The organism is Pseudomonas sp. Teo4, assembly GCF_034387475.1.
GTDB lineage: Bacteria > Pseudomonadota > Gammaproteobacteria > Pseudomonadales > Pseudomonadaceae > Aquipseudomonas.
Genome location: NZ_JAXCIL010000002.1, coordinates 1150449 through 1172673 on the forward strand (window position 1 = coordinate 1150449; position 22225 = coordinate 1172673).

19 protein-coding genes are annotated in these 22225 nt (G+C 60.3%); 9 read left to right on the forward strand and 10 right to left on the reverse strand.

What is annotated here, in order from left to right:
- Nucleotides 1–59: 59 nt before the first annotated feature.
- Nucleotides 60–1460 (reverse strand): dihydrolipoyl dehydrogenase, encoded by a 1401-nt coding sequence (lpdA, locus tag PspTeo4_RS21520; protein WP_322365895.1) that lies wholly within the window; start codon nucleotides 1458–1460, stop codon nucleotides 60–62.
- A gap of 207 nt (nucleotides 1461–1667) precedes the next feature.
- Between lpdA and cfaB the strand changes: the two genes are divergently transcribed.
- Nucleotides 1668–2852 carry a C17 cyclopropane fatty acid synthase CfaB gene (gene cfaB / locus PspTeo4_RS21525; protein ID WP_322365896.1) on the forward strand — a complete coding sequence of 395 codons (1185 nt, stop codon included), beginning with the start codon at nucleotides 1668–1670 and terminating at the stop codon, nucleotides 2850–2852.
- 4 nt (nucleotides 2853–2856) lie between these two features.
- Here cfaB and cls read toward each other — a convergent pair whose 3' ends face one another.
- Nucleotides 2857–4296 (reverse strand): cardiolipin synthase, encoded by a 1440-nt coding sequence (gene cls / locus PspTeo4_RS21530; RefSeq protein ID WP_322365897.1) that lies wholly within the window; start codon nucleotides 4294–4296, stop codon nucleotides 2857–2859.
- A 131-nt stretch (nucleotides 4297–4427) separates the two neighbouring features.
- Here cls and PspTeo4_RS21535 point away from each other — a divergent pair, with 131 nt between their 5' ends.
- On the forward strand, nucleotides 4428–4955 hold the full coding sequence (locus tag PspTeo4_RS21535; protein WP_322365898.1) for a DUF3617 domain-containing protein: 528 nt from the start codon (nucleotides 4428–4430) through the stop codon (nucleotides 4953–4955).
- Nucleotides 4956–4959: 4 nt separating this feature from the next.
- On the opposite strand, the gene folE2 is transcribed toward PspTeo4_RS21535, so the two are convergent.
- Together folE2 and PspTeo4_RS21545 are read right to left on the reverse strand one after the other, a co-directional pair.
- Nucleotides 4960–5847: a GTP cyclohydrolase FolE2 gene (folE2, locus tag PspTeo4_RS21540; protein ID WP_322365899.1), complete on the reverse strand. Its 888-nt coding sequence runs from the start codon at nucleotides 5845–5847 to the stop codon at nucleotides 4960–4962.
- 23 nt (nucleotides 5848–5870) lie between these two features.
- Nucleotides 5871–6251 (reverse strand): glutamine synthetase, encoded by a 381-nt coding sequence (locus PspTeo4_RS21545; protein ID WP_322365900.1) that lies wholly within the window; start codon nucleotides 6249–6251, stop codon nucleotides 5871–5873.
- A 113-nt stretch (nucleotides 6252–6364) separates the two neighbouring features.
- Here PspTeo4_RS21545 and zigA point away from each other — a divergent pair, with 113 nt between their 5' ends.
- From zigA to PspTeo4_RS21560, 3 genes are read left to right on the forward strand one after another with little or no spacing between them, the layout of a single operon-like run.
- Nucleotides 6365–7573, forward strand: coding sequence for a zinc metallochaperone GTPase ZigA (zigA, locus tag PspTeo4_RS21550; RefSeq protein WP_322365901.1), 1209 nt, complete (start codon nucleotides 6365–6367; stop codon nucleotides 7571–7573).
- Nucleotides 7570–8196 carry a DUF1826 domain-containing protein gene (locus PspTeo4_RS21555; RefSeq protein WP_322365902.1) on the forward strand — a complete coding sequence of 209 codons (627 nt, stop codon included), beginning with the start codon at nucleotides 7570–7572 and terminating at the stop codon, nucleotides 8194–8196. The genes zigA and PspTeo4_RS21555 overlap by 4 nt, the downstream gene beginning before the upstream one ends.
- A gap of 40 nt (nucleotides 8197–8236) precedes the next feature.
- A complete protein-coding gene (locus PspTeo4_RS21560) occupies nucleotides 8237–9208 on the forward strand; it encodes a CobW family GTP-binding protein (protein ID WP_322365903.1) in 972 nt (323 codons plus the stop codon).
- Here PspTeo4_RS21560 and PspTeo4_RS21565 read toward each other — a convergent pair whose 3' ends face one another.
- Nucleotides 9209–9601 (reverse strand): DUF3301 domain-containing protein, encoded by a 393-nt coding sequence (locus PspTeo4_RS21565; RefSeq protein WP_322365904.1) that lies wholly within the window; start codon nucleotides 9599–9601, stop codon nucleotides 9209–9211.
- 120 nt (nucleotides 9602–9721) lie between these two features.
- On the opposite strand from PspTeo4_RS21565, the gene pdxY reads away from it, so the two are divergent.
- Nucleotides 9722–10594 (forward strand): pyridoxal kinase PdxY, encoded by an 873-nt coding sequence (gene pdxY / locus PspTeo4_RS21570; RefSeq protein WP_322365905.1) that lies wholly within the window; start codon nucleotides 9722–9724, stop codon nucleotides 10592–10594.
- Here pdxY and PspTeo4_RS21575 read toward each other — a convergent pair.
- Nucleotides 10591–11076 (reverse strand): acyl-CoA thioesterase, encoded by a 486-nt coding sequence (locus tag PspTeo4_RS21575; protein WP_023383088.1) that lies wholly within the window; start codon nucleotides 11074–11076, stop codon nucleotides 10591–10593. The two genes, pdxY and PspTeo4_RS21575, sit on opposite strands and share 4 nt — an antisense overlap.
- A 322-nt stretch (nucleotides 11077–11398) precedes the next feature.
- On the opposite strand from PspTeo4_RS21575, the gene PspTeo4_RS21580 reads away from it, so the two are divergent.
- Entirely contained in the window at nucleotides 11399–13159 is a 1761-nt protein-coding gene (locus PspTeo4_RS21580) for a cation:proton antiporter (RefSeq protein WP_322365906.1), read from the forward strand.
- Between the two features lie 138 nt (nucleotides 13160–13297).
- Here PspTeo4_RS21580 and PspTeo4_RS21585 read toward each other — a convergent pair whose 3' ends face one another.
- From PspTeo4_RS21585 to uvrD, 3 genes are all read right to left on the reverse strand, one after another.
- Nucleotides 13298–13705 (reverse strand): SMI1/KNR4 family protein, encoded by a 408-nt coding sequence (locus tag PspTeo4_RS21585; RefSeq protein ID WP_322365907.1) that lies wholly within the window; start codon nucleotides 13703–13705, stop codon nucleotides 13298–13300.
- A 112-nt stretch (nucleotides 13706–13817) separates the two neighbouring features.
- Nucleotides 13818–14672: a Tim44 domain-containing protein gene (locus PspTeo4_RS21590; RefSeq protein ID WP_322365908.1), complete on the reverse strand. Its 855-nt coding sequence runs from the start codon at nucleotides 14670–14672 to the stop codon at nucleotides 13818–13820.
- Between the two features lie 194 nt (nucleotides 14673–14866).
- A complete protein-coding gene (gene uvrD / locus PspTeo4_RS21595; RefSeq protein ID WP_322365909.1) occupies nucleotides 14867–17056 on the reverse strand; it encodes a DNA helicase II in 2190 nt (729 codons plus the stop codon).
- Nucleotides 17057–17296: 240 nt separating this feature from the next.
- On the opposite strand from uvrD, the gene PspTeo4_RS21600 reads away from it, so the two are divergent.
- Nucleotides 17297–19654: a putative bifunctional diguanylate cyclase/phosphodiesterase gene (locus PspTeo4_RS21600; RefSeq protein WP_322365910.1), complete on the forward strand. Its 2358-nt coding sequence runs from the start codon at nucleotides 17297–17299 to the stop codon at nucleotides 19652–19654.
- A 33-nt stretch (nucleotides 19655–19687) separates the two neighbouring features.
- Here the strand turns inward: PspTeo4_RS21600 and zwf are convergent, their stop codons facing one another.
- Nucleotides 19688–21130: a glucose-6-phosphate dehydrogenase gene (zwf, locus tag PspTeo4_RS21605; RefSeq protein ID WP_322365911.1), complete on the reverse strand. Its 1443-nt coding sequence runs from the start codon at nucleotides 21128–21130 to the stop codon at nucleotides 19688–19690.
- A gap of 103 nt (nucleotides 21131–21233) precedes the next feature.
- Between zwf and hexR the strand changes: the two genes are divergently transcribed.
- The gene (gene hexR / locus PspTeo4_RS21610) at nucleotides 21234–22100 is read left to right on the forward strand and encodes a transcriptional regulator HexR (RefSeq protein ID WP_012316879.1); all 867 of its coding nucleotides are present in this window, start codon (nucleotides 21234–21236) and stop codon (nucleotides 22098–22100) included.
- Nucleotides 22101–22225: the final 125 nt, after the last annotated feature.

Genomic DNA, 22225 nt, shown 5'->3' on the forward strand with positions numbered 1-22225 from the left:
ACGCTCTCCCTACGAACAAAGCCCCCGATAGGGGGCTTTGTTTCTCTGGCGGTTGCGAATCAGATCTGCATCGCCATCCCATCCACATTCATCGCCGCCTGGCGCAAGGCCTCGGAGCGGGTCGGGTGTGGGTGGCAGGTGAGGGCGATGTCTTCGGCCGAGGCTGAGAACTCCATGGCGACACAGAATTCGCCGATCATCTCGCTGACACTCGGGCCGACCAGATGAACGCCCAGCACTTCATCAGTGTTGGCATCGGCGATGACCTTGGCGAAGCCTTCGGTCTCGTGGTTGATCTTGGCTCGGCTGTTGGCGGTGAAGGGGAACTTGCCGACCTTGTAGGCACGGCCCTCGGCCTTGAGCTGCTCCTCGGTCTTGCCGACGCTGGCCAGTTCGGGGCGGGTGTAGATCACGCCTGGGATCAGGTTGTAGTTGACCTCATGCGGCTTGCCGGCGATTCGCTCGATGCACGCAACCGCTTCGTCTTCGGCTTTGTGCGCCAGCATCGGGCCGGAGGTGACGTCGCCGATGACCCAGACGCCGGGCACCGAAGTACGATGGTGCTGGTTGTCGAGCATGCCGCGCTTGTCGGTTTCCAGGCCCACGCTTTCCAGGTTCAGGCCCTTGGTATAAGGACGGCGGCCGATGGCGACCAGTACGTAATCGGCTTGCAACGTTTCGGCGGCACCACCAGCGGCAGGCTCTAGGGTGAGGCTGACGCCGTCGGCCGAGGCGTTGGCCTGGGTAACCTTGCTGCCCAGCTTGAAGGCCATACCTTGTTTGGCCAGGGCCTTCTGCAGGGTCTTGGCGGTTTCTTCGTCCGTGCCCGGGCAGATGCGGTCGAGGTACTCGATGACGGTGACTTGGGCGCCAAGACGTCGCCATACCGAACCCAGTTCCAGGCCGATCACCCCAGCGCCGATCACCACCAGGTGCTTGGGCACCTGTGGCAGGGCGAGGGCACCAGTGGAGTCGATGATGCGCTGGTTATCGATGGTTACACCGGGCAGCGGAGTCGGCTCGGAGCCGGTGGCGATGACGATGTCCTTGGCTTGCAGTGTGGTTTCGCTGCCGTCTTCTGCCTTGACGATAACCTTGCCTACGCCATCCAGACGGCCCCAACCTTTGACCCAGTCGACCTTGTTCTTGCGGAACAGGTATTCGATGCCCTTGGTCAGGCCGGTCACGCTCTCGTCCTTCTGCTTCATCATCTGGGCAAGATTGAGGGTGGGTTTCACCTCGATACCAAGGTGCGCGAACTCGTCGCCGCTGGCGGCTTCGTAAAGTTCAGAGGCATGCAGCAGCGCCTTGGATGGCATGCAGCCAACATTCAGGCAGGTGCCGCCCAAGGTCGAGCGGCCTTCCACGCAGGCCACGCTCATGCCCAGCTGACCGGCACGGATCGCCGCGTTGTAGCCGCCGGGGCCGCCGCCGATGATCACTACGTCGTAGGATTTCATGGGTTCTACTCCAGGATTAAGAAGCGCGAGAGGGGCACAAGGTTAGTCTGAGCGCACGAGATTGTATACAATCTATGAGTCTTTCATGTCTGTTAGTTCTAGACCATGGTCGTGTTTAGAGGAAACTTCGTACCAATGAACTACCCTTTTGCGGTGGCGTCCCAATTGTTAGGTGTCACGCCCGCTACATGAAAGGGAGGGTCATCGATGCTTGCGCAACTTCCACCCGCGTTGCAAAGCCTGCACTTACCTTTGCGTCTGAAGTTGTGGGACGGTAACCAGTTCGATCTTGGGCCAAGCCCACACGTCACGATCCTGATCAAGGAGCCTCAGCTGATTACCCAATTGACTCACCCCAGCCTGGGTGAGTTGGGCGAGGCGTTCATTGAAGGCAAGCTGGAGCTTGAGGGCGACATCGGGGAAGTCATTCGGGTTTGCGACGAGCTCAGTGAGGCCTTGCTCACCGATGAGGATGAAACCTCGCCGCAGCGTAAGTCCCATGACAAGGATACGGACGCTGAAGCCATTTCCTATCACTACGACCTGTCCAACGAGTTCTATCAGCTGTGGCTCGATCCGGACATGGCGTATTCATGCGCCTACTTCAAAGAGGTGGACAACACCCTCGCCCAAGCCCAGCAAGACAAGTTCGATCACCTGTGCCGCAAGTTACGTCTGCAGGCTGGGGACTATCTGCTTGATGTCGGTTGTGGGTGGGGTGGGCTTTCACGTTTTGCTGCGCGAGAGTATGGCGCCAAGGTGTTCGGTATCACGTTGAGCAAAGAGCAGCTCAAGCTTGCGCGTCAGCGGGTGAAGGAGGAGGGGCTGGCCGACAAGGTCAATCTGCAGATTCTCGACTACCGCGACTTGCCTCAGGACGGCCGCTTCGACAAGGTGGTCAGCGTCGGCATGTTCGAGCACGTTGGGCACGCCAACCTCGACTTGTACTGTCAGCGTCTGTTCGGTGCCGTGCGTGATGGAGGCCTGGTGATGAACCATGGCATCACCGCCAGACACGTGGATGGTCGCCCGGTCGGGCGGGGCGCTGGCGAGTTCATCGACCGCTATGTATTCCCTAACGGTGAGCTGCCGCATCTGTCGATGATCAGCGCCAGTATCGGTGAGACCGGCCTTGAAGTGGTGGATGTGGAGAGCCTGCGTCTGCATTACGCCAAGACTCTCAACCACTGGAGCGAAAACCTTGAGAACCAACTGCACAAGGCTGCAGACCTGGTTCCGGAAAAGACCTTGCGCATCTGGCGCCTGTACTTGGCGGGTTGTGCCTATGCGTTCCAGAAGGGCTGGATCAACCTGCACCAGATTCTGGCAGTGAAGCCCTATGCCGATGGCCACCACGACCTGCCTTGGACCCGTGAAGACCTTTACCGCTAACCCCTCACAGAATCGGTGAGATCAGTCGGGCGATTCGCATCCCCAGTTGTTGAAGGCGATGCGTATCCCGGCTGTCTTCCGCAGTGATTTCCCTGGCATGTTCAAAGTCATGGATCAGCATGCTCTCGACTTGGTCTGCGAATACGCGGTCGATGGTGAGCAGGGTGATTTCAAAGTTCAGGCGGAACGAGCGGTTGTCCAGGTTCGCACTGCCGATGGCGCTGACTTCGTCGTCCACCAACACCACCTTCTGATGAAGAAAGCCTGGCAGGTAGCGGAACATGCGCACGCCTGCTCGCACTGCCTCGAAGGCGAACAGGCTCGAGGCAGCGTAGACAATTCTATGGTCCGGTCGCGATGGAATCAGAATGCGTACATCCACCCCCCGCAGGACGGCCAGGCGCAAGGCGGCGAACACGGCCTCGTCGGGGATGAAGTAGGGGCTGGTGATCCACACGCGTCGGGTCGCAGAGTGAATGGCCTCGATGAAGAACAGCGAACAGGTTTCTTGAGGGTCCGCCGGGCCGCTGGCCAAGGCTTGGCAAAGCACGCCGTTTTCCGGGTAGGCATCCGGCAAGATCAGTGGGGGTAGCTGGCGCGTGGCCCAGTACCAATCTTCGGCAAATGACTCTTGCAGGCAGGCCAGCACCGGACCACTCACTTGCACATGGGTGTCGCGCCAAGGTGATAAACGCGGATGCCCTCCAAGGTATTCGTCACCGACATTGTGACCGCCGATGAACCCAAGCAGGCCATCCACCACGACGATCTTGCGATGGTTGCGGAAGTTGACCTGGAAGCGGTTGAACCAGCCGCGTCGGGTTGCGAATGCATGTATCTGAACACCGCCATCACGCAGTACCTGGCTGTAGGCCGCGGGCAAGGCATGGCTGCCAACCCGGTCATACAGCACGAAGACCCTCACCCCCTCGGCAGCCTTGCGTAGCAACAACTGCTGAAGCTCTTTGCCGATGACGTCATCGTGGATAATGAAAAATTGCACCAGCACCGCTTGCTGTGCGTTGGCGATGGCCGCAAAGATGGCATCGAAGGTCGCTGTTCCGTTGATCAGCAGTTTCACCTGGTTGTTCGCCAGGCACGGCATTCGCCCGAGCTTGGGCATCGCCCGCAAGGCTGCGTAACTTTCCGATTCTCTCGCTGTAAGGGCTTCCTCTACCCAGGGCCGCCAATTGAGGTTGGCCATGGCCACGTGCATTTCCTGGTTGGCCTGCCGGCGAGCGTGGATGTAGGCATAGAAGGAGCGTGCGCCGAAGACCAGGTAAGGGACCAGGGTGAGGTAGGGAATGAAGAACAGCGACATGGCCCAGGCAATGGCGCCTTGGGCGGTGCGTACGGTGAACACCGCATGCAGGGCAGCGAATATGCCGACCAGGTGAATCACACCCAGCACGTAACCGAAGAAGTAGGGGCTGTGGTAATCCATACGCATCCTGCTTGCCGAATACACTTGGGATAACAGAACACGTTCAGGGTATGGCTTGCAACCCGCGAACGGATTTAGCGTCTAAGGCACAGTCCGGCCCGTTGGCCGGCTTTCTCGAGGAGCGTTCGTCCATGAAGATTCGTCTGCCACTGTTGGTTCTGGCCCTGGGCCTGAGCAGCCCTGTGGTGCATGCGCAGATGTTGCAACCTGGCCTGTGGGAGTTGACCACCAGCAACATGCAGGTCGATGGCAAGCCTTTGCCCGACATGGAATTCATGCTTGGCCAATTGAAGAACCTGCCACCGGAGCAGCGGGCGATGATGGAGGGTGTGCTGGCCAAGCAGGGTGTCACTGTGGGCGGAAAGGGCGTGCGTTCTTGCCTCACTCCCGAGCAGGTCAAGACCGATGACATTCCGCTTCAGGACCCTAAGTCCGGGTGCACGCAGAAGGTTACCGACCGCACTGGCAATGTCTGGAAGTTCCAATTCAGCTGCCCACGAGCCCAAGGCACTGGGCAGGCTACCTTCCTCAGTGATCGGGAGTTCCACACTCAGGTCAGCGGTACCTTCAATGCTTCGGGTGTTCAGCAGCAAGGCAGCATGAACACCAAAGCGGTCTGGCTGGGTAGCGATTGCGGTACCGTCAAACCTCGCAGCTGAGTCTTCACCATTGCCACTGGCTTGTGGCGACTGCGTCGTGGGCGTGCAGGCTTTCTGCATGTTCCACGCGCACGGTGAAAGCCGAGCTCCAACTCAACTGCCGCAGCGATAGGTGAATACGTCGTGCGGCATCTTCACAGAACATCAGGTTCTGTCCGTTGGCCAGTGCGAAGGCCTGTTCGTCAGCACGCTTGACCGCCGTCTGAACGGCAGTGCCCAAACTGGATTCGATGCTGTCGATCAACTCGGTCACGGGAATCCGGTCCAGTTTGTCCTGCAGTCGCACGCGAACCAACGCCTGGCTGCGTTGGCTATGGGGTGTTGCGACAATACCCTGCGTGCTCCCAAGCCACTGCAGCACGGCATCATGGCTAATTTCCTGGTCGCCAAAATCCGCCTGAAACTGCCGCTGAATCAACTGTCTGGCAAGGGCTGCCGAGCATGGGCAGGTGGATGAATACGGCACGCGGATGGATAGTTCCACGTGGAACATTTCATTTTCAATCTTTGCATCGATCGTTACTGCATAGCTTTTCCAGCCTGTTAACGGGCTGACCAGAGCAGGCCGCTTCAGCAGATGATCGAAGTTCAGGCGCAGGTAAGCGGCTGAAGACAGACCTTCATGGCTGCTGAGGAAATCCGCTAGTAAACGACGAATGGAAAGCGGTGTAAGTGTTTGCTGTTCCAATGTCTCTAGCGAGAGGTACAGCCGCGACATGTGAATGCCACGCGAAGTTTCGTCCACCAGGCTGACACCCGCGTCGGCCGTTGCCGCCACGCTACGTCCCTCGAATTGGATGGGCAAGGCGATGCCGCACATGCCGACCCAGTCCAAGGGTATGGCGTGCTGTTGGGTTTGCGCAGCGATATCGGGAAGCGTCAGGCTGGTCATCTGTTAGTCCAGGAAAAGTGTCGTCAGCGGCAACCGCCGACCAGGCTGCAATGCAGATTGAACCGTTCTCCGCTGGAACTCGACACACGGTTCAGTGTGGTCCAGCCAACACGGCGGCTGTAACCGACCCAGGCTTCACCGTCGCTGGCTACCCCGGTGAAGAATGTCAGCGTGCCGAAGCGGCTGTTGGTCTGTGCCCAAAAGCGGCGGCTGGCGCGGTCATAACCTCGCAGGTACAGGTTGCTGTGATCTGTGCGCACACTGTAGTAACTGCCCTTGCCGTCATGACAGGCCAGCAGGGTGGCGCTGCGTGTGCACAACGCGAGGTTGCCGCCACTGGGCATGGCGAACAGTGGCGACGGCACGATGAGCAACAGCAGCACGACTGCGCGTGACAGGTTCATTTTCCAACTCCGGGCAACGCATCCGACGAGAACGGCTTGGCGAAATTGTATTGTTACTTTATAACATTATGCAATGCATCGCTTCGAATGCGTCCGCCTGAAGAGGTTTCGCCATGTCCAATCGTTTACCCGTTACCGTGTTGTCCGGCTTTCTTGGCGCCGGCAAAAGCACGCTGCTCAACCACGTACTGCGTAATCGCGACAACCTGCGGGTCGCGGTGATCGTCAACGACATGAGCGAAATCAACATCGACGCCAGTGAGGTGCAGCGCAACGTCAGCCTGAACCGCGCAGAGGAAAAGCTGGTGGAGATGAGCAACGGCTGCATCTGCTGCACCTTGCGCGAGGACCTGCTTGAGGAAGTTGCACGGTTGGCTCAGGACGGCCGCTTCGATTACCTGCTGATCGAGTCCACTGGCATTTCCGAACCCCTGCCGGTTGCTGAGACGTTCACCTTCCGCGACGAGCAAGGTCGCAGCCTTTCCGACATGGCGCGCCTGGACACCATGGTCACGGTTGTCGACGGCCTGAATTTCCTGCGCGACTATCAAGCTGCCGAGAGCCTGGCCAGCCGCGGTGAAACGCTAGGCGAAGAGGATGAGCGTTCGATCAGCGACCTGTTGATCGAGCAGGTGGAGTTTGCCGATGTGTTGCTGTTGAGCAAGATCGACCTGATCAGCCAGCACGAGCGTGAAGAACTCACGGCCATTTTGCGTAGCCTCAACGCACGTGCGCAGATCGTACCGATGGTCATGGGCCAGGTACCGCTGGCGCAAATTCTGGATACGCGTCTGTTTGATTTTGACCAAGCGGCGCAGTCGCCGGGTTGGCTGCAGGAACTGCGAGGCGAGCATATGCCGGAGACGGAGGAGTACGGAATCGCAGCCACCACCTGGCAAGCGCGCCGGCCCTTGCATCCACAGCGCTTCTTCGACTTTATCCACAACCCTTGGAATAACGGCCGTCTGCTGCGCTCGAAAGGCTTCTTCTGGCTGGCCAGCAAATTCCAGGAGGCCGGCAGTTGGTCACAGGCCGGCGGCATGATGCGTCATGGCATGGCGGGTCGCTGGTGGCGGTTTGTGCCACAGGAGCAGTGGCCGCAGGATGAAGAGAACACTGCCGCCATTCTCAAACTGTGGACAGAAGAATGCGGGGACTGCCGACAGGAGTTGGTGTTTATCGGGCAGCACATAGACTTCGATAAGTTATCCACAGAACTGGATGCCTGCCTGTTGACCGACGAAGAAATGAACCTCGGCCCTATGGCCTGGCTGCGTCTTCCGGACCCCTTCGGACCCTGGCATGAGGAGGCGGCAGCATGAGGCTGGCCCAGAAGCCTGTGGATATCCACCAGGTCTTTGGTGAATCGCCCCAGAGCCTGGCCGACATTCTGCTCGAAGGCGTCAACCTTGCGGTCTGGCAACGCCGCTTACCTGCGCAGATCGAGGACTTTGCAGCGCTGGTGCTCAGCCTTGAACAACCGCTGGCGGATGAACGAGTGTTGGAGGTGGACGAACATCAGCCCCCACGCTTGAACAATCTGCTGCCTGAAGCTGCCGATTTACATGGGTACGAAAGTTTCGTCGCCGATGTGGCCTGGTTGGTTGCGGCGTTCACCTGCCTGCTGGGTGCACGCCGGGTTGGTTTGCGTCTGCGGGTACTGCAAGGTGCCATGTGCCCGCGCTTTCATGTCGACCACGTGCCATTGCGCTTGCTCACGACCTACGTCGGGCCGGGTAGCGAGTGGCTGCGCGAAGGTGCAATCAGGCGTGAGGGCTTGCACCTCGCTCCCGCACCTGTGGATAACATCGAGTGCCTCAAGGCGGGCGAGGTTGCCATTCTCAAAGGCGAGAAATGGCTGGGCAACGAAGGTGCCGGGCTGGTCCATCGTTCTCCTTCGGGCAGCGAGCGGCGCCTGCTGTTCAGCCTTGACTGGTTGGCATGAAGGGGCATAGTGGGCGGCATATCTGTCTCGAAGCCATAGCATGCTGCAGAACATTCCCACACATGTCATCGCGGGCCCGCTGGGCGCCGGCAAGACCAGCCTGATCCGCCAGTTGTTGGCCCAGCGTCCAGCAAACGAACGCTGGGCCGTACTGGTCAATGAATTTGGCCAGGTTGGGCTGGATGCTGCGCTACTGCATCAGGATCAGGACGGCATTGCCATAGGTGAAGTGGCCGGCGGCTGCCTGTGCTGTGTCAATGGCATGCCGTTTCAGGTTGGATTGGGCCGGCTTCTGCGCAAGGCCCGACCCGATCGTCTGTTCATCGAGCCTTCGGGGCTCGGCCACCCCCTGCAACTGCTGAACCAGCTCGGGCAAGCGCCCTGGATTGGGGTGCTGGCAGTGCAGCCACTGTTGATGGTTGTGGATGCCTTGGCGCTGGCCCGCGCAGAGCCCTTGCCGGAGGCTCAAACACAAGCCTTGCAGGCTTCCGGGCTGGTGGTTTTCAACAAGTCGGAGTCTGTGGATGAAGAAAACCGGCTGTTGATAAGTAATCGGCTGGTAGGAAAGCAGGGCTTTTGGACCGATTACGGCGTGCTGCCGTTGAGCATGCTTCCTGTTTCGTCCACAGGCAGCGAGCAGGTACAGCCTGTGGAAAACCTGGTTGTGGGTAATTTACCGTCACCACCTACAGCCCTGTGGACAGATCCGCAGCTGCCAATTTGTCTTTTCCACAAGGGTGAAGGTGGCTGGAGTATCGGCTGGCGTTGGCATCCCAGCCAGTGCTTCGATCCGCCGCGTCTGCGAGCGTTTCTTCAAGCCTGGCCATGGCGTCGTGCCAAGGGGGTTATCCACAGCGCTCAAGGTTGGCAGTCGTTCAATGGCCTCAACGGCGTGGTGCAGGACTGGCAGCCAAGCGATTGGCGAAAGGACTCACGAATCGAACTGATCTTCGAGCAAGCTCAGCCCCAGCAGGCCCTCAACGATGCGCTGAGTGATTGCCGAATCAGCTGATCAATTGCGCCAGCGATTGTGCTCCTGGCGCCACTGCTGCATCTCGATCACATTGTCGCCCCGAGGCGGAGTCTTGATCTCGAACGGGTAGGGGGCCAGTTCGATCTGCACGCTATGGGCACCAAATTGAGTCACGGTGCCTGGGTGGCGTTGCTCGCCGGTGACCGTGAATTCGAAAGCATAGACCCGCGCCAGGCGTTTTCTGCCGTTTGCATCGCGGATGAAGGCGATACGTTTGAGTGCAACGGCGTCGTCGAGCAATTCAAGGTCGAGCTTGGCGCAATGCTGCTTGACCCGCTCCAGGGCTTTTTCGCGCAGCCCGTGGTTGTGCCACAACCAAGCGCCTGCCGTGGCCACCAGCATCAGGACGAGAAGGTTCTCAAGGGTCAACATTTGCATATGCTCCAAACAGGTCGAACCAGCTTAACTGCGTCCCTGGCCTGTCGTACAGGTGGCAATCGAGTTCATACTGCGCTGCGCACAATTCTTGAAACAGCTTTGGAAACCTCCCGCATGAAACGTACTCCGCACCTGCTCGCAATCCAGTCCCATGTGGTGTTCGGCCATGCCGGAAACGGCGCTGCGGTGTTTCCCATGCAGCGTATCGGGGTCAACGTGTGGCCGCTCAATACTGTGCAGTTCTCCAATCACACTCAGTATGGCCAGTGGGCTGGAGAAGTGCTTGCCCCAGCGCAAATTCCTGCGTTGGTGGAAGGTATTTACAACATTGGTGAACTGGGGAATTGCGACGCCGTGCTTTCCGGTTACCTGGGGAGCGCCGAGCAGGGGCGAGCGATTCTGGCAGGAGTCGAGCGGATCAAGGCGGTGAACCCGAATGCCCTGTACCTGTGCGACCCGGTCATGGGGCATGCGGAAAAGGGCTGCGTCGTTCCTGTCGAAGTGAGCGAGTTCCTGCTGGAGCAGGCGGTGGCCAAGGCAGACATCCTTTGCCCGAACCAACTGGAACTGGACAGCTTCTGCGGTCGTCGCGCCGAGTCCCTGGAAGACTGCGTGGCCATGGCTCGCAGCCTGCTTGAGCGTGGCCCGCAGGTGGTATTGGTCAAGCACCTGGCCTACCCCGGACGTGCCGAAGACATGTTCGAGATGCTGCTGGTGACCCGCGAGCAGAGCTGGCACCTGCGCCGTCCCTTGTTGGCGTTCCCGCGTCAGCCGGTGGGGGTGGGTGACCTCACCTCCGGCCTGTTCCTGGCGCGCGTGCTGTTGGGCGACAACTGGCTGCAGGCGTTCGAATTCACTGCAGCGGCCGTGCACGAAGTGCTGCTGGAAACCCAAGCCTGCGCCAGCTATGAGCTGCAACTGGTGCGGGCGCAGGACCGCATTGCCCACCCGCGCGTGCGCTTCGAGGCACAGCGGCTGGTGGGCTAGATCGAATCTGTCTTGAGGTCTTGGTAGCGCTTTTCCAGCTCCTGGCGAATCTGACGGCGCTGCTGGCCTTGCAGGAAGCGGCGCTTCTCTTCGCTGGTCTGCGGTTGGCGCGGCGGTACCTGCACCGGGCGGCGGTTGTCGTCTACCGCCACCATGGTGAAGAAACAGCTGTTGGAATGGCGCACGGAGCGTTCACGGATGTTCTCGGTCACCACCTTGATGCCGACCTCCATCGAGGTATTGCCGGTGTAGTTGACCGACGCCAGGAAGGTCACCAATTCGCCAACATGTACCGGCTCGCGGAAAATCACCTGATCCACCGACAGGGTCACCACATAGCTGCCGGCGTAACGGCTGGCGCAGGCGTAAGCCACTTCATCGAGATACTTGAGCAGGGTGCCGCCATGTACGTTGCCGGAGAAGTTGGCCATGTCCGGGGTCATCAGGACGGTCATAGTCAGCTGGGCGTTTCCAGGTTCCATAGTGTGCTCACGGTGAGGTTGCGCTGGATCGGGGCGGGTATCTGCAGACACTTCTGTTCCCCTCTTGATGTTTGCCATCCTGATACGGGACGTTGGCTGACGCTCCATCGTCACGCCGATCACGCCATCGGCGACGGTTAAGTAGCCGATCTGTTTCTGCATATTGCACCGGCATTTTGCGGCGGGGTGCGATGTTAACCTGAGTACGCCCACGCAACATGGGCTTTCCGGCATTCAAAACAGTATGTACTTGCTGCTCGCTCGGGGCTGCCTTGGCAGAGGAGCGGTCTGCCCTGGCATCGAGAAAAAGGAGAATCGCGCCATGCATGCCATAAGCTTCATTCAGGATTTGGCAGTGATCATGCTGGTCGCCGGCGTTGTCACGATTCTCTTTCATCGGCTCAAGCAGCCCGTGGTGCTGGGCTACATCGTGGCGGGTTTCATCATTGGCCCGCACACGCCGCCATTCGGCCTGATCCACGATGAAGACACCATCAAGACCCTGGCCGAGCTGGGGGTGATCTTCCTGATGTTCTGCCTGGGCCTCGAGTTCAGTTTGCGCAAGCTGTTCAAGGTCGGAGCCACGGCATTCATCGCAGCATTCCTGGAAATCGTTCTGATGATCTGGATCGGTTTCGAGATCGGCCGCTGGTTCGGCTGGAGCACCATGGATTCGCTGTTCCTCGGGGCGATCCTGGCGATCTCTTCGACCACCATCATCGTCAAGGCGCTCAACGACCTGAAGATGAAGAACGAGCGCTTTGCCCAGCTGATTTTCGGCGTACTGATCGTTGAGGACATACTCGGCATTGGCATCATTGCCTTGCTGTCGGGGATCGCAGTCAGCGGCACGGTCAGTTCAGGTGAAGTGTTCTCCACGGTGGGCAAACTGTCGTTGTTCATGATCGTGGCGCTGGTCATCGGCATTCTGCTGGTGCCGCGGTTGCTGGCCTACGTCGCGAAGTTTGAAAGCAACGAGATGTTGCTGATCACGGTACTGGGTCTGTGTTTCGGGTTCTGCCTGCTGGTCGTCAAGCTTGAGTACAGCATGGTGCTGGGGGCCTTCCTGATTGGCGCGATCATGGCTGAGTCGCGGCAGTTGCTGAAGATCGAGCGCCTGATCGAACCGGTGCGCGACCTGTTCAGCGCCATTTTCTTCGTTGCGATCGGTCTGATGATCGACCCTCAGGTACTGGTCGATTACGCCTGGCCGATCGTGGTCATCACCCTGGCGGTGGTGCTGGGCAAAATGTTGTCCTGCGGCATGGGGGCATTCATCGCGGGCAATGACGGCCGCACTTCGCTGCGCGTCGGGATGGGGCTTTCGCAGATCGGCGAATTCTCGTTCATCATCGCTGCCCTGGGCATGACGTTGCAGGTCACCAGCGACTTCCTCTATCCGGTCGCCGTGGCAGTTTCGGCCATTACCACGTTGCTGACACCGTACCTGATCCGCGCGGCCGATCCGCTCTCGATCAAGCTTGGTCATGTGGTGCCCCGCCGCCTGGCGCGGGTGTTGTCGTTGTACGGTGAGTGGCTGCGCAGCATTCAGCCGCAAGGTGAGGGCGCGATGCTGGCGGCGATGATCCGCCGTATCCTGCTTCAGGTGGGTGTGAACCTGGCATTGGTAATCGCGATCTTCTTCAGCGGAGGCTATTTTGCAGGGCGCATTGGCACTTGGCTGATGGAGTGGGTGAGCGATGTCAGCCAGCAGAAGGCGGTGATCTGGGGCGCTGCGCTGCTGCTTTCGCTGCCGTTCCTGATTGCGGCTTATCGCAAGCTCAAGGCGCTGTCGATGTTGCTGGCAGAGATGGGTGTGAAACCGGAAATGGCCGGGCGCCATACTCAGCGCGTGCGGCGGGTGATCGCTGAGGTGATTCCGCTGCTGTCGCTGTTGGTCATCTTCTTGCTGTTGTCGGCGCTATCGGCAAGCATTCTGCCCACCAGCGAGTTGCTGCTGGTGATCGCAGTGGTGGCGGCATTGGTGGTGGCATTGCTTTGGCGCTGGTTCATTCGCGTTCATACGCGCATGCAAATTGCCTTGCTGGAAACCCTGGAAAACAGCCGCGACCACTCGCACTGAGCGCAGTAGGCTTTCTGCGCCAGCGTTCACCGAAGTCCGAGGGGATGGAGCGGTAACGGTGTCGCCAAGCGCAGAAAGCTTGGCGATTTTACGGTGCTTAATGGCTATGAGCCATTATTTTGTGAGTTTAATTCTCACTCAGCTTTCGAGCCAGACGTCTCGGGCCCAGTGCCAGACCGACTCCCAGCTGTCTTCACCCACGGCTTCTTCATCGCCATCCCACAGTACGACAGTGCCGTCTTCCTCGACACAGTAGTAATTGTCGCCGTCTTGGCAGAGTGGAATCAGATCGCGCGGTACACCGGCATCCCATGCGTTTGCCGCGACGTCGGGCAAGTAGGTGTGCGACTGCGGGTCGGTGACGGTCACGGGTTCAAGCGAGCCGTACACCACGTCGCTGACGGTCAGCAGGAATTCCTTGAACACGAAGGGAATGTTGATGAACAGCTGTTCCTCGATTTCGACCAGTTGGTCCTCATCGGGAAGCTCCAGGGGTACCGGTACCGGCTCATTGGCTTCACGGAGTTGTTCGATCACTTCTTCCACGGCTCACATCCTCTGACCTTGATGAACGCTGCGCGTTATACCCTAGTATCCCGCTTTGGCAAAAGCAAAAACCCCGGGGCAAGCCCGGGGTTTTTTGTACAACGTGCGTCGGTTAACCGTTTTGGCGGATACCGGCGACCAGCCACGGCTGGTTTTCGCCTTGGGCGCGCACCATGTGCCAGCTTTCGCTGAAAGCTTCACCCTGGTCGAAGCGCGAGTTCTTCGACACGCCACGGAAGGTCAGGGTGGCGTCGGTACGGTCGGAGCGATCGTCGACACCGTCCAGCTGCACATCGAGGTTGTCGATGTAGGTGGACTGGAAGCCATCACCCAGCTCGGCACGTTCGCGCTTGAGGAACTCGAGCATTTGCGGCGTCACGAACTCGGCGATCTTGTCCATCTCGTTGGCATCCCAGTGCTGCTGCAGCGACTGGAAGTGGTTGCGGGCGGCAGCCAGGAAGCTTTGCTCGTTGAACCAGGCTGGTGCGTTGATCACCGGAGCGGCTGCGGCAGCTGGCGCGGCCGAGCCACCGAAGATGTTCGGCTGGGCAGGCTGGGCGTGAGCTTCACGCTGGAACGGTGCATTGCCAGGCATGGCCATTTGCGGCTGCTGCTGGCGACGACGCGCCGCGATGAAGCGGAACACCAGGAAGGCGATCAAGGCGACGATCAGGAAGTCCATGATCTGGAAGCCTTCGAAGCCGTCACCCATGAACATGGAAGCCAGCAGGCCACCGGCGGCGAGGCCGGCCAGTGGGCCCAGCCAGCGCGAAGCACCGCTGGCAGCGGCCGGAGCACGGCCAGGAGCGGTCGGCGCGGCGGCAGGCGTGGTTGGCGTGGCCTGGCGGGTCTGGTGGATAGGCGCGGAGCCCGAGCTCTTGCCGCCGCCGAAACGCTTGGCGTTGGCGTCCAGGCTCAGCGTCAGGCCGACGCAGAGCGCCAGAGCGATGCTAAGAAAACGTTGCATAAATGGGATTTCCCCTGTTGTGGATTGCACGCGCGTCATGTTGCACAGGTTCATGGGCACATGACCAGCGACATAATGTTTCCAGCTTTTGCCTAAATGTTACGAGGGTGCCTGTACCGGCCCTTTCGCGGGCAAGCCCGCTCCCACAGGTTCACCTTGGCGCCACGCGTGGCAGGGAACCTGTGGGAACGGCCTCAGATGGCCTCGAGCTTGGCATACCCCAGCATCAGCCACTTGCTACCTTCGGCGAAGTTGACCTGCACCCGTGCCTGGGCGCCAGAACCTTCGAAGTTGAGAATCACACCCTCGCCGAACACCGCGTGCTGCACACGCTGGCCAAGGTTGAAGGCGGTCTGTGGAATGCTGGCATTGGCGAACAGGCTGCTGGAGGTCGTGCTCTTCGCGCCACCGAACGGGCGGCTGACGCTGTTGGACAGGCGCACTTCCTGAACCAGGCCAGCCGGAATCTCCCGTACGAAACGCGAAACCTTGTTGTAGGTCTCGCTGCCATATAAACGCCGGGTTTCGGCGTAGGTCATGATCAGCTGGCGCATGGCGCGGGTAATGCCCACGTAGGCCAGGCGACGTTCTTCTTCAAGGCGGCCAGGTTCTTCCAGGCTCATCTTGTGCGGGAACAGGCCTTCTTCCATGCCCACCAAGAACACGTAGGGGAATTCCAGGCCCTTGGCGCTGTGCAGGGTCATCAGCTGGATGCTGTCTTCGTGCTCGTCCGCCTGGGCATCGCCAGCCTCCAGTGAGGCATGGCCAAGGAAGGCCGACAGCGGCGTCAGGTCGGCATCATCCTCGCCGGCTTCGAAGTTACGCGCCGCGCTGACCAGTTCCTCAAGGTTTTCTACCCGTGCCTGGCCCTTTTCACCCTTTTCTTCCTGGTGATAGATGATCAGGCCGGACTGCTCGATGGCCGTTTGGGTCATGGTGTGCAGCGGCATGTCAGCGACCTTGCTGGCCAGGCCCTCGATCAACTCGATGAATGCACCCAGGGCGGAAGCGGCGCGGCCTTTCAGCGCCTTGGCGGCGAGCAGCTGGCACATGGCCTCCCACATCGACAGCTGGCTGTGGCGGGCATGCTCGCGAATGGCTTCGACGGTTTTCTCGCCGATACCGCGTGGCGGCACATTGATCACCCGCTCCAGCGCCGCATCGTTGCCACGGCCTTCGATCAGGCGCAGGTAGGCCATGGCATTCTTGATTTCGGCGCGTTCGAAGAAGCGCTGACCGCCGTAGATGCGGTAGGGGATGCGCTCGCGCAGCAGGGCCTCTTCCAGCACCCGTGACTGGGCGTTGGAGCGATACAGGATGGCGATGTCGTTACGTGAGCTGCCTTGCTTGATCAGGCTCTCGATGGTCTCGACCACATAGCGCGCTTCATCGTGTTCGTTGTAGGCGGCGTACAGCGTCAGAGGCTCGCCTTCACCCATGTCGGTCCACAATTCCTTGCCTAGGCGCCCGCTGTTGTTGGCGATCAGCGCGTTGGCAGCCTTGAGGATGCCGCCGGTGGAGCGGTAGTTCTGCTCCAGACGGATCATTTCCGCGTCAGGGAAGTCGGCGGTGTACTGGTGAATGTTTTCGATCTTGGCGCCGCGCCAGCCGTAGATCGATTGGTCATCGTCGCCCACGGCCATCAGGCTGCCACCGTTCTTGCCCGCCAACAGGCGCAGCCAGGCGTACTGCACGGCGTTGGTGTCCTGGAACTCGTCCACCAGCAGGTGGCGGAAGCGCCGCTGGTAGTGTTCCAGCAGGCCAGGATGGTCGCGCCACAGGTCGAGGGCACGCAGCAGCAATTCGGAGAAGTCGATGACTCCGGCGCGCTCACAGGCCTGTTCATAGGCGCTGTAGACATCGCGCATGGTTTGCAGGAACAGGTCGCCGCTGGCCTGGATATGATGCGGGCGCAGGCCCTCGTCCTTTTGCCCGTTGATGAACCACTGGGCCTGGCGCGCCGGCCATTTTTGCTCGTCCAGGCCAAGTTCGCGCATGACGCGCTTGATCAGCCGCTGCTGATCGTCGCTGTCGAGGATCTGGAAATTCTGCACCAGGCGGGCTTCCTGCCAGTGCGCACGCAGCAAGCGGTGAGCCAGGCCGTGGAAGGTACCGACCCACATGCCGGCCGGGTTGATGCCCAGCAGTTGCTCGATACGCTGGCGCATTTCCGCTGCGGCCTTGTTGGTGAATGTCACCGACAGGATCGAATGCGGCGAAGCCTGCTCGACCTGGATCAGCCAGGCGATACGGTGCACCAGCACGCGGGTTTTACCGGAGCCGGCGCCAGCAAGCACCAGTTGACGCCCCAGCGTGGCCGCTACGGCCTGGCGTTGGGCATCGTTGAGGGAGTTCAGCAGGAGGGAGAGGTCATCATTGTGCATCCGGCCATTCTAGGGCCGCGCGGGGGAGAGGGGCAAACGTCGACAAGGGAAATCTTGCCGTTCGTCTGCTGCCGTTCATCCGGCCTTGTGTGAGGGCGGCGCAGTTGAGCGGTTTTGGGTTGGATGGCCGGTGATTTTACAAATCATGATCCAGAGCAGTTTGGTCTGGCGCGGCGCTTGTGTATTCTCCCAGCAGTTTTGCGGTCATCCATAACAAAAACAGCAAAAGAACCCAGCCATATGACCCAGGATTGCGTGGCGATCGGAGCATCGCCGGAAACGACACGGAGTGTTCGCAGGCAATTCGCCACCCAGCTTTCGATCGAACGCACCCGTCTGCTCTACCAGGGCTCTTTGTTGCCCACCCTGTTCATGCTGCTCAACGGCCTGCTCTGCGCCTGGTTGTTGTGGAGTCCTGCGCGCTATCTGCTGGTCAGTGTGTGGCTGGTCTGGTTGCTGGCGCTGGTGGCCTTGCGGGTCATTCAGGTGGCGGCCTTCGAGGCTGCCGACACCCAGCGTCAGGCCCGGCCTGTGTGGTGGCGAATGTTTCTGCTGGGCTCGGGGTTCAGCGGCCTGACCCTGGCCTGTGCGGCCATTGCCTTGGTTCCCGCTGAAAATTTCGTCCAGCAGGCCTGGGGCTTTGGTCTGCTGGGTGCGGCGACGCTATCGGCCAGCGTCGCCTATGCAGTCAGTTTGCCGGCGTTCCTCAGCTTTGCCTTGCCATGCCTGTTGCCGCCGGTTGCGTTCCTGTTCTATTACGATGCCGGTGAGCAAAGGGGCTGGGGCTGTTTTGGCCTGATTCTGCTGGCGGCACTACTGGTCGTGGCCTGGCAGGTCAATCGGCTGATCGAGAGGGGCCTGCTGCGGCGTTTCCAGAACCAGGCGTTGACTGAGGACTTGCAGCGCATCCAGGCGCAGAAGGCCCTGGAAGACCATCAGCGGCTGGCGGCTTCCGTGTTCGAGGCCTCCAGCGAGGGCATCGTCATTCTGGGGCCAGACTTCACACTGCTTACCGTCAACCGGGCGTTTTGCCAGATGACTGGCTACTCACGCAGTGAACTGCTGGCGCGCAATGTGCTGGATCTACCCTGCAGCAGTGACGCCAGGCGGCACTACGGAGTCATCGAGCAGTCGCTGCGCCAGCAGGGGTATTGGCAGGGCGAGTTGGTGGAGGCACGCAAGACTGGCGAGCTGTACCCGCAATGGCTGCAGTTCACAGGCGTGCTCGATGCTTCGGGAGAGTTGAGCAACATTGTCGGCTTCTTCACCGATCTTTCAGCCAGAAGGGCGTCTGAAGAGCGCATGCGCTACCTGGCCCACCATGACGATCTGAGCGGCCTGGCCAATCGTGCATTGTTCCGCATGCGCCTGCATGAAGCCGGGCGGCGGGTGCGTCTGAGTGGCCGCAGCTTGGCTCTGCTGCACATCGACCTGGACCGTTTCAAGCTGCTCAACGAGAGCCTGGGCCATGAAAGCGCGGACCAGTTGCTGAAGAAGATCGCCCAGCGTATTGCCAATGCCGTACCCGAGGCCGATACCGTGGCGCGCCTTTCTGGCGACGAGTTTGCCGTGTTGTTCGATGGCTACAGCAACTTGTCCAGCCTGGTGCGAGTCACTACGCGGCTGCTGGACAAGCTACGCGTGCCGCTGCGGCTGGGCGAGCATGAAGTGGTCATCAGCGCGTCGGTGGGCATCAGCCTGGTGTCCGATGGCAGTTTCGAGCCGAACGTGTTGATCAGCCAGGCCGACATGGCCAAGCAGCATGCCAAGCACCTGGGAGGGGACAACTTCCAGTTCTATACCGAAAGCCTGCGAGCCAGCACCCTGGAGCGTCTGCAGTTGGAGAACCAACTGCGTAAGGCCATTGATGAAGGGCAGCTGCTGGTCTACTACCAGCCCAAGCTCTGCTTGCGTACCGGGCGCCTGCACGCGGCTGAAGCCCTGGTGCGCTGGCTTCACCCTGAATGGGGCATGGTGCCGCCGGGCGACTTCATTGGCCTGGCCGAGGAAACCGGGCTGATTGCGCCCATGGGCGAATTCGTTTTGCGACGTGCCTGCTGGCAGGCTTGCCAGTGGCAGCGCCAGGGGCTGGACGTGCGTGTGTCGGTCAACCTCTCGGTGTACCAGGTGCGTCAGGGCAAGATCGTCAGCCTGGTGCGCCAGGTGCTCGAAGAGACTGGCCTGCAGCCGCATCTGCTGGAACTCGAACTGACCGAGAGCCAGTTGCTGGAAAACGTCGAGCACATCATTACGACCTTCAGGCAACTGCACGAATTGGGCGTGAAGCTCGCCATCGACGATTTCGGTACCGGCTACTCCTCACTGAGCTACCTGAAGCGCCTGCCCGTGGACTATGTGAAGATCGACCAGGCCTTCATCCGTGGCTTGCACGAAGGCAGCCAGGATGCAGCGATAACCCGGGCGATCATCGCCATGGCGCGTAGCCTGAATCTGAAAGTGGTAGCGGAAGGGGTGGAGACCCAGGAGCAGTTGGCGTTCCTGCGAGAGCAAGGGTGCGACGAGGCCCAGGGTTATCTGATCAGCCGACCGATACCCGAAAAGGACTTCGAACGCTTGATCAGCGCCCGCCAGGCCTGACGCCCATTGGCTACCGGGTGAGCAGCAGCGTAATCAGCTGTGCCACGCACGTCCCTGATGGGCCAGCAGGGCATTGGCTTGTTCGGGGCCATTGGCGCCAGCCGAGTAATGGCGTGGTGCCTGGAAATGCTCCTCCCAGCCCTTGATGATCGGGTCGATCCAGGCCCAGGCCGCTTCGACCTCGTCGCGCCGCATGAACAGGGTCGAGTCGCCTTCGAGCACATCCAGCAGCAGGCGTTCGTAAGCCTCCCAACGTCGGGTCTGGCCGAATACCTGAGCTAGGTTCAGGTCCAGGTCGACCGGCTCCAGGCGCATCCCCTTGCCCGGGGTCTTGGTCATCATGCGCAGGCTGATGCGTTCTTCGGGTTGCAACTGGATCAACAGTTGGTTGACCTGGCCGCCGTTGAACAGCTCGTGGGGCACCGGCTTGAACTGGATGACGATTTGCGATGAGCGCCGCGCCATGCGCTTGCCGGTGCGAAGGTAGAACGGCACCCCCGCCCAGCGCCAGTTGTCGATGTGAGCCTGAACGGCGACGAAGGTCTCGGTATCGCTGTCGTTGTCGACATCTTTCTCGAAGTAGTAGGCCGGCACTTCCTGGCCACCGATGCGCCCAGCGCCGTACTGGCCACGTACGGTCTTGTCCTGGACGTCCTGGCCGGTGATCGGCTTGAGGGCACGCAGAATCTTCACTTTCTCATCGCGCACTGCCTCGGCTTCGAATTGCGCGGGTGGTTCCATCGCCACCAGGCACAACAGCTGTAGCAGGTGGTTCTGCAGCATGTCACGGGTGGCACCGGCGCGGTCGTAGTAGGCGCCACGGTTTTCTACACCCAGCGTTTCGCAGACGCTGATCTGTACGTGGTCGACCTGGCCATTGCGCCATACCGGCTCCAGCAGGGCATTGGCGAAACGCAGGGCCATCAGGTTTTGTACGGTTTCCTTGCCCAGGTAGTGATCGATCCGGAACACCTGGGGTTCGGCGAAAACCGCGCCAATGGCTTCGTTGATGGCGGTGGCCGATTCCAGCGAATGACCGATGGGTTTTTCCAGCACGATTCGGGCTTCGCTGTCAGCCAGGCCGGCGATGCGCAGGTGGTTGGCGATCGGCACGAACAGGTTGGGCGCGGTGGCCAGGTAGAAGATGCGGGTCAGCCCGCCCGGTTCGCCAAGGTAGCGGGCCAGACGTCCGAAGTCCGCGCTCTGTGAGGCGTCCATGGTGAAATAGTCGAGGCGTGCGGAAAAACGCCGCCACACTTCTTCATCGAAGTCGTTACGGGCAATCTGCGCTCGGCAATGGCGTTCGGCGAGCTTGACGTATTCGCTGCGTGGCAGGTTGCGCCGGGCCAGTGCAATGATGCGCACGGCGTTGTTCAGGCGAGCCTCGCGATACAGGTGATAGAGCGCCGGCAGCAGCTTGTGCAGGGCCAGATCGCCCGTGCCACCGAATACCAGAATGTCGCAAGGAATAGTCAAACCACCACTCTCCACGTTCGTTTAACTGGGCGGGTTGGCGTGCATGTAGTATAACTACAAGAAAGCTACATCCCGGCCAGCCGATCATAACCGAGTCCAGCCTGTGAATCTGTTGCAACATATCGCTCAATCGCGCCACCTGCTGCGCAAATCGGAACTGAAAGTGGCTGACCATGTGCTGCTTGATCCGGCTGCCGTCATGCACAGCTCGATGGCCGACCTGGCTCACAGCGTGGGTATCAGCGAACCGACCATCGTGCGCTTCTGCCGCGCGATCGGCTGCTCGGGCTTCCAGGACCTGAAGTTGAAGCTGGCGCAGAGCCTGGCGGCCGGTGCCAGTTTCGGCCAGTTCGCGATCCACGAGGACGACTCGGTCGCCGACTACAGCCTGAAGATTTTCGACACTACCCTGCACACCCTCATGGAAGTGCGCGAACACCTCGACCCGCACGCATTGCAGCAGGCGGTGAGTGCCATGGCGCAGGCGCAGCGCGTGGAGTTCTACGGGTTTGGTGCCTCTGGCGCGGTGGCCGCCGATGCCCAGCACAAGTTCTTCCGCCTGTTGCTAAGTGCCGCCGCGTATTCCGACCCACATATGCAGGCGATGTCTGCAGTCACCCTGAAGCCAGGTGATGTCGCGGTCTGCATTTCGCAGTCGGGGCGTTCCAAGGACTTGCTGATTACCGCCAACCTGGTCCGTGAGAGCGGTGCCAACCTGATTACCCTGTGCCCAAGCCAGACGCCATTGGCCGAGCTGTCGACCGTCAACCTGGCGATCGATGTGCATGAGGACACTGAAATCTATACGCCGCTGACCTCGCGTATCGCCCACCTGGTGGTGATCGACGTGCTGGCCATGGGCGTGGCCATGGCGCGGGGGCCGAGCCTGGTCAACCACCTCAAGAGCGTGAAGCGCAGCTTGCGCAGCCTGCGGTTGTCGCCGAAGTCGATCAAGGCGATGGACGACTGATCGCGATTGTCTGTACCGGCCTCATCGTCGGTACAGGCGCCACAAATTTCACGGTTTTGTCACCATTCCACAGCCAAACCGTAAACCGCCAAGGCCAGTCTGAAACTCCCGCATCCTATCTGGGA

Coding starts and splice junctions, on each gene's coding strand:
- lpdA (WP_322365895.1), bottom strand. CDS start 1,460: ATGAAATCCTACGACGTAGTGATCATCGGCGGCGGCCCCGGCGGCTAC.
- PspTeo4_RS21555 (WP_322365902.1), top strand. CDS start 7,570: ATGAGGCTGGCCCAGAAGCCTGTGGATATCCACCAGGTCTTTGGTGAA.
- zigA (WP_322365901.1), top strand. CDS start 6,365: ATGTCCAATCGTTTACCCGTTACCGTGTTGTCCGGCTTTCTTGGCGCC.
- folE2 (WP_322365899.1), bottom strand. CDS start 5,847: ATGACCAGCCTGACGCTTCCCGATATCGCTGCGCAAACCCAACAGCAC.
- PspTeo4_RS21590 (WP_322365908.1), bottom strand. CDS start 14,672: ATGCAACGTTTTCTTAGCATCGCTCTGGCGCTCTGCGTCGGCCTGACG.
- uvrD (WP_322365909.1), bottom strand. CDS start 17,056: ATGCACAATGATGACCTCTCCCTCCTGCTGAACTCCCTCAACGATGCC.
- PspTeo4_RS21600 (WP_322365910.1), top strand. CDS start 17,297: ATGACCCAGGATTGCGTGGCGATCGGAGCATCGCCGGAAACGACACGG.
- pdxY (WP_322365905.1), top strand. CDS start 9,722: ATGAAACGTACTCCGCACCTGCTCGCAATCCAGTCCCATGTGGTGTTC.
- PspTeo4_RS21560 (WP_322365903.1), top strand. CDS start 8,237: ATGCTGCAGAACATTCCCACACATGTCATCGCGGGCCCGCTGGGCGCC.
- PspTeo4_RS21580 (WP_322365906.1), top strand. CDS start 11,399: ATGCATGCCATAAGCTTCATTCAGGATTTGGCAGTGATCATGCTGGTC.
- PspTeo4_RS21565 (WP_322365904.1), bottom strand. CDS start 9,601: ATGTTGACCCTTGAGAACCTTCTCGTCCTGATGCTGGTGGCCACGGCA.
- PspTeo4_RS21535 (WP_322365898.1), top strand. CDS start 4,428: ATGAAGATTCGTCTGCCACTGTTGGTTCTGGCCCTGGGCCTGAGCAGC.
- PspTeo4_RS21545 (WP_322365900.1), bottom strand. CDS start 6,251: ATGAACCTGTCACGCGCAGTCGTGCTGCTGTTGCTCATCGTGCCGTCG.
- PspTeo4_RS21575 (WP_023383088.1), bottom strand. CDS start 11,076: ATGGAACCTGGAAACGCCCAGCTGACTATGACCGTCCTGATGACCCCG.
- cls (WP_322365897.1), bottom strand. CDS start 4,296: ATGGATTACCACAGCCCCTACTTCTTCGGTTACGTGCTGGGTGTGATT.
- cfaB (WP_322365896.1), top strand. CDS start 1,668: ATGCTTGCGCAACTTCCACCCGCGTTGCAAAGCCTGCACTTACCTTTG.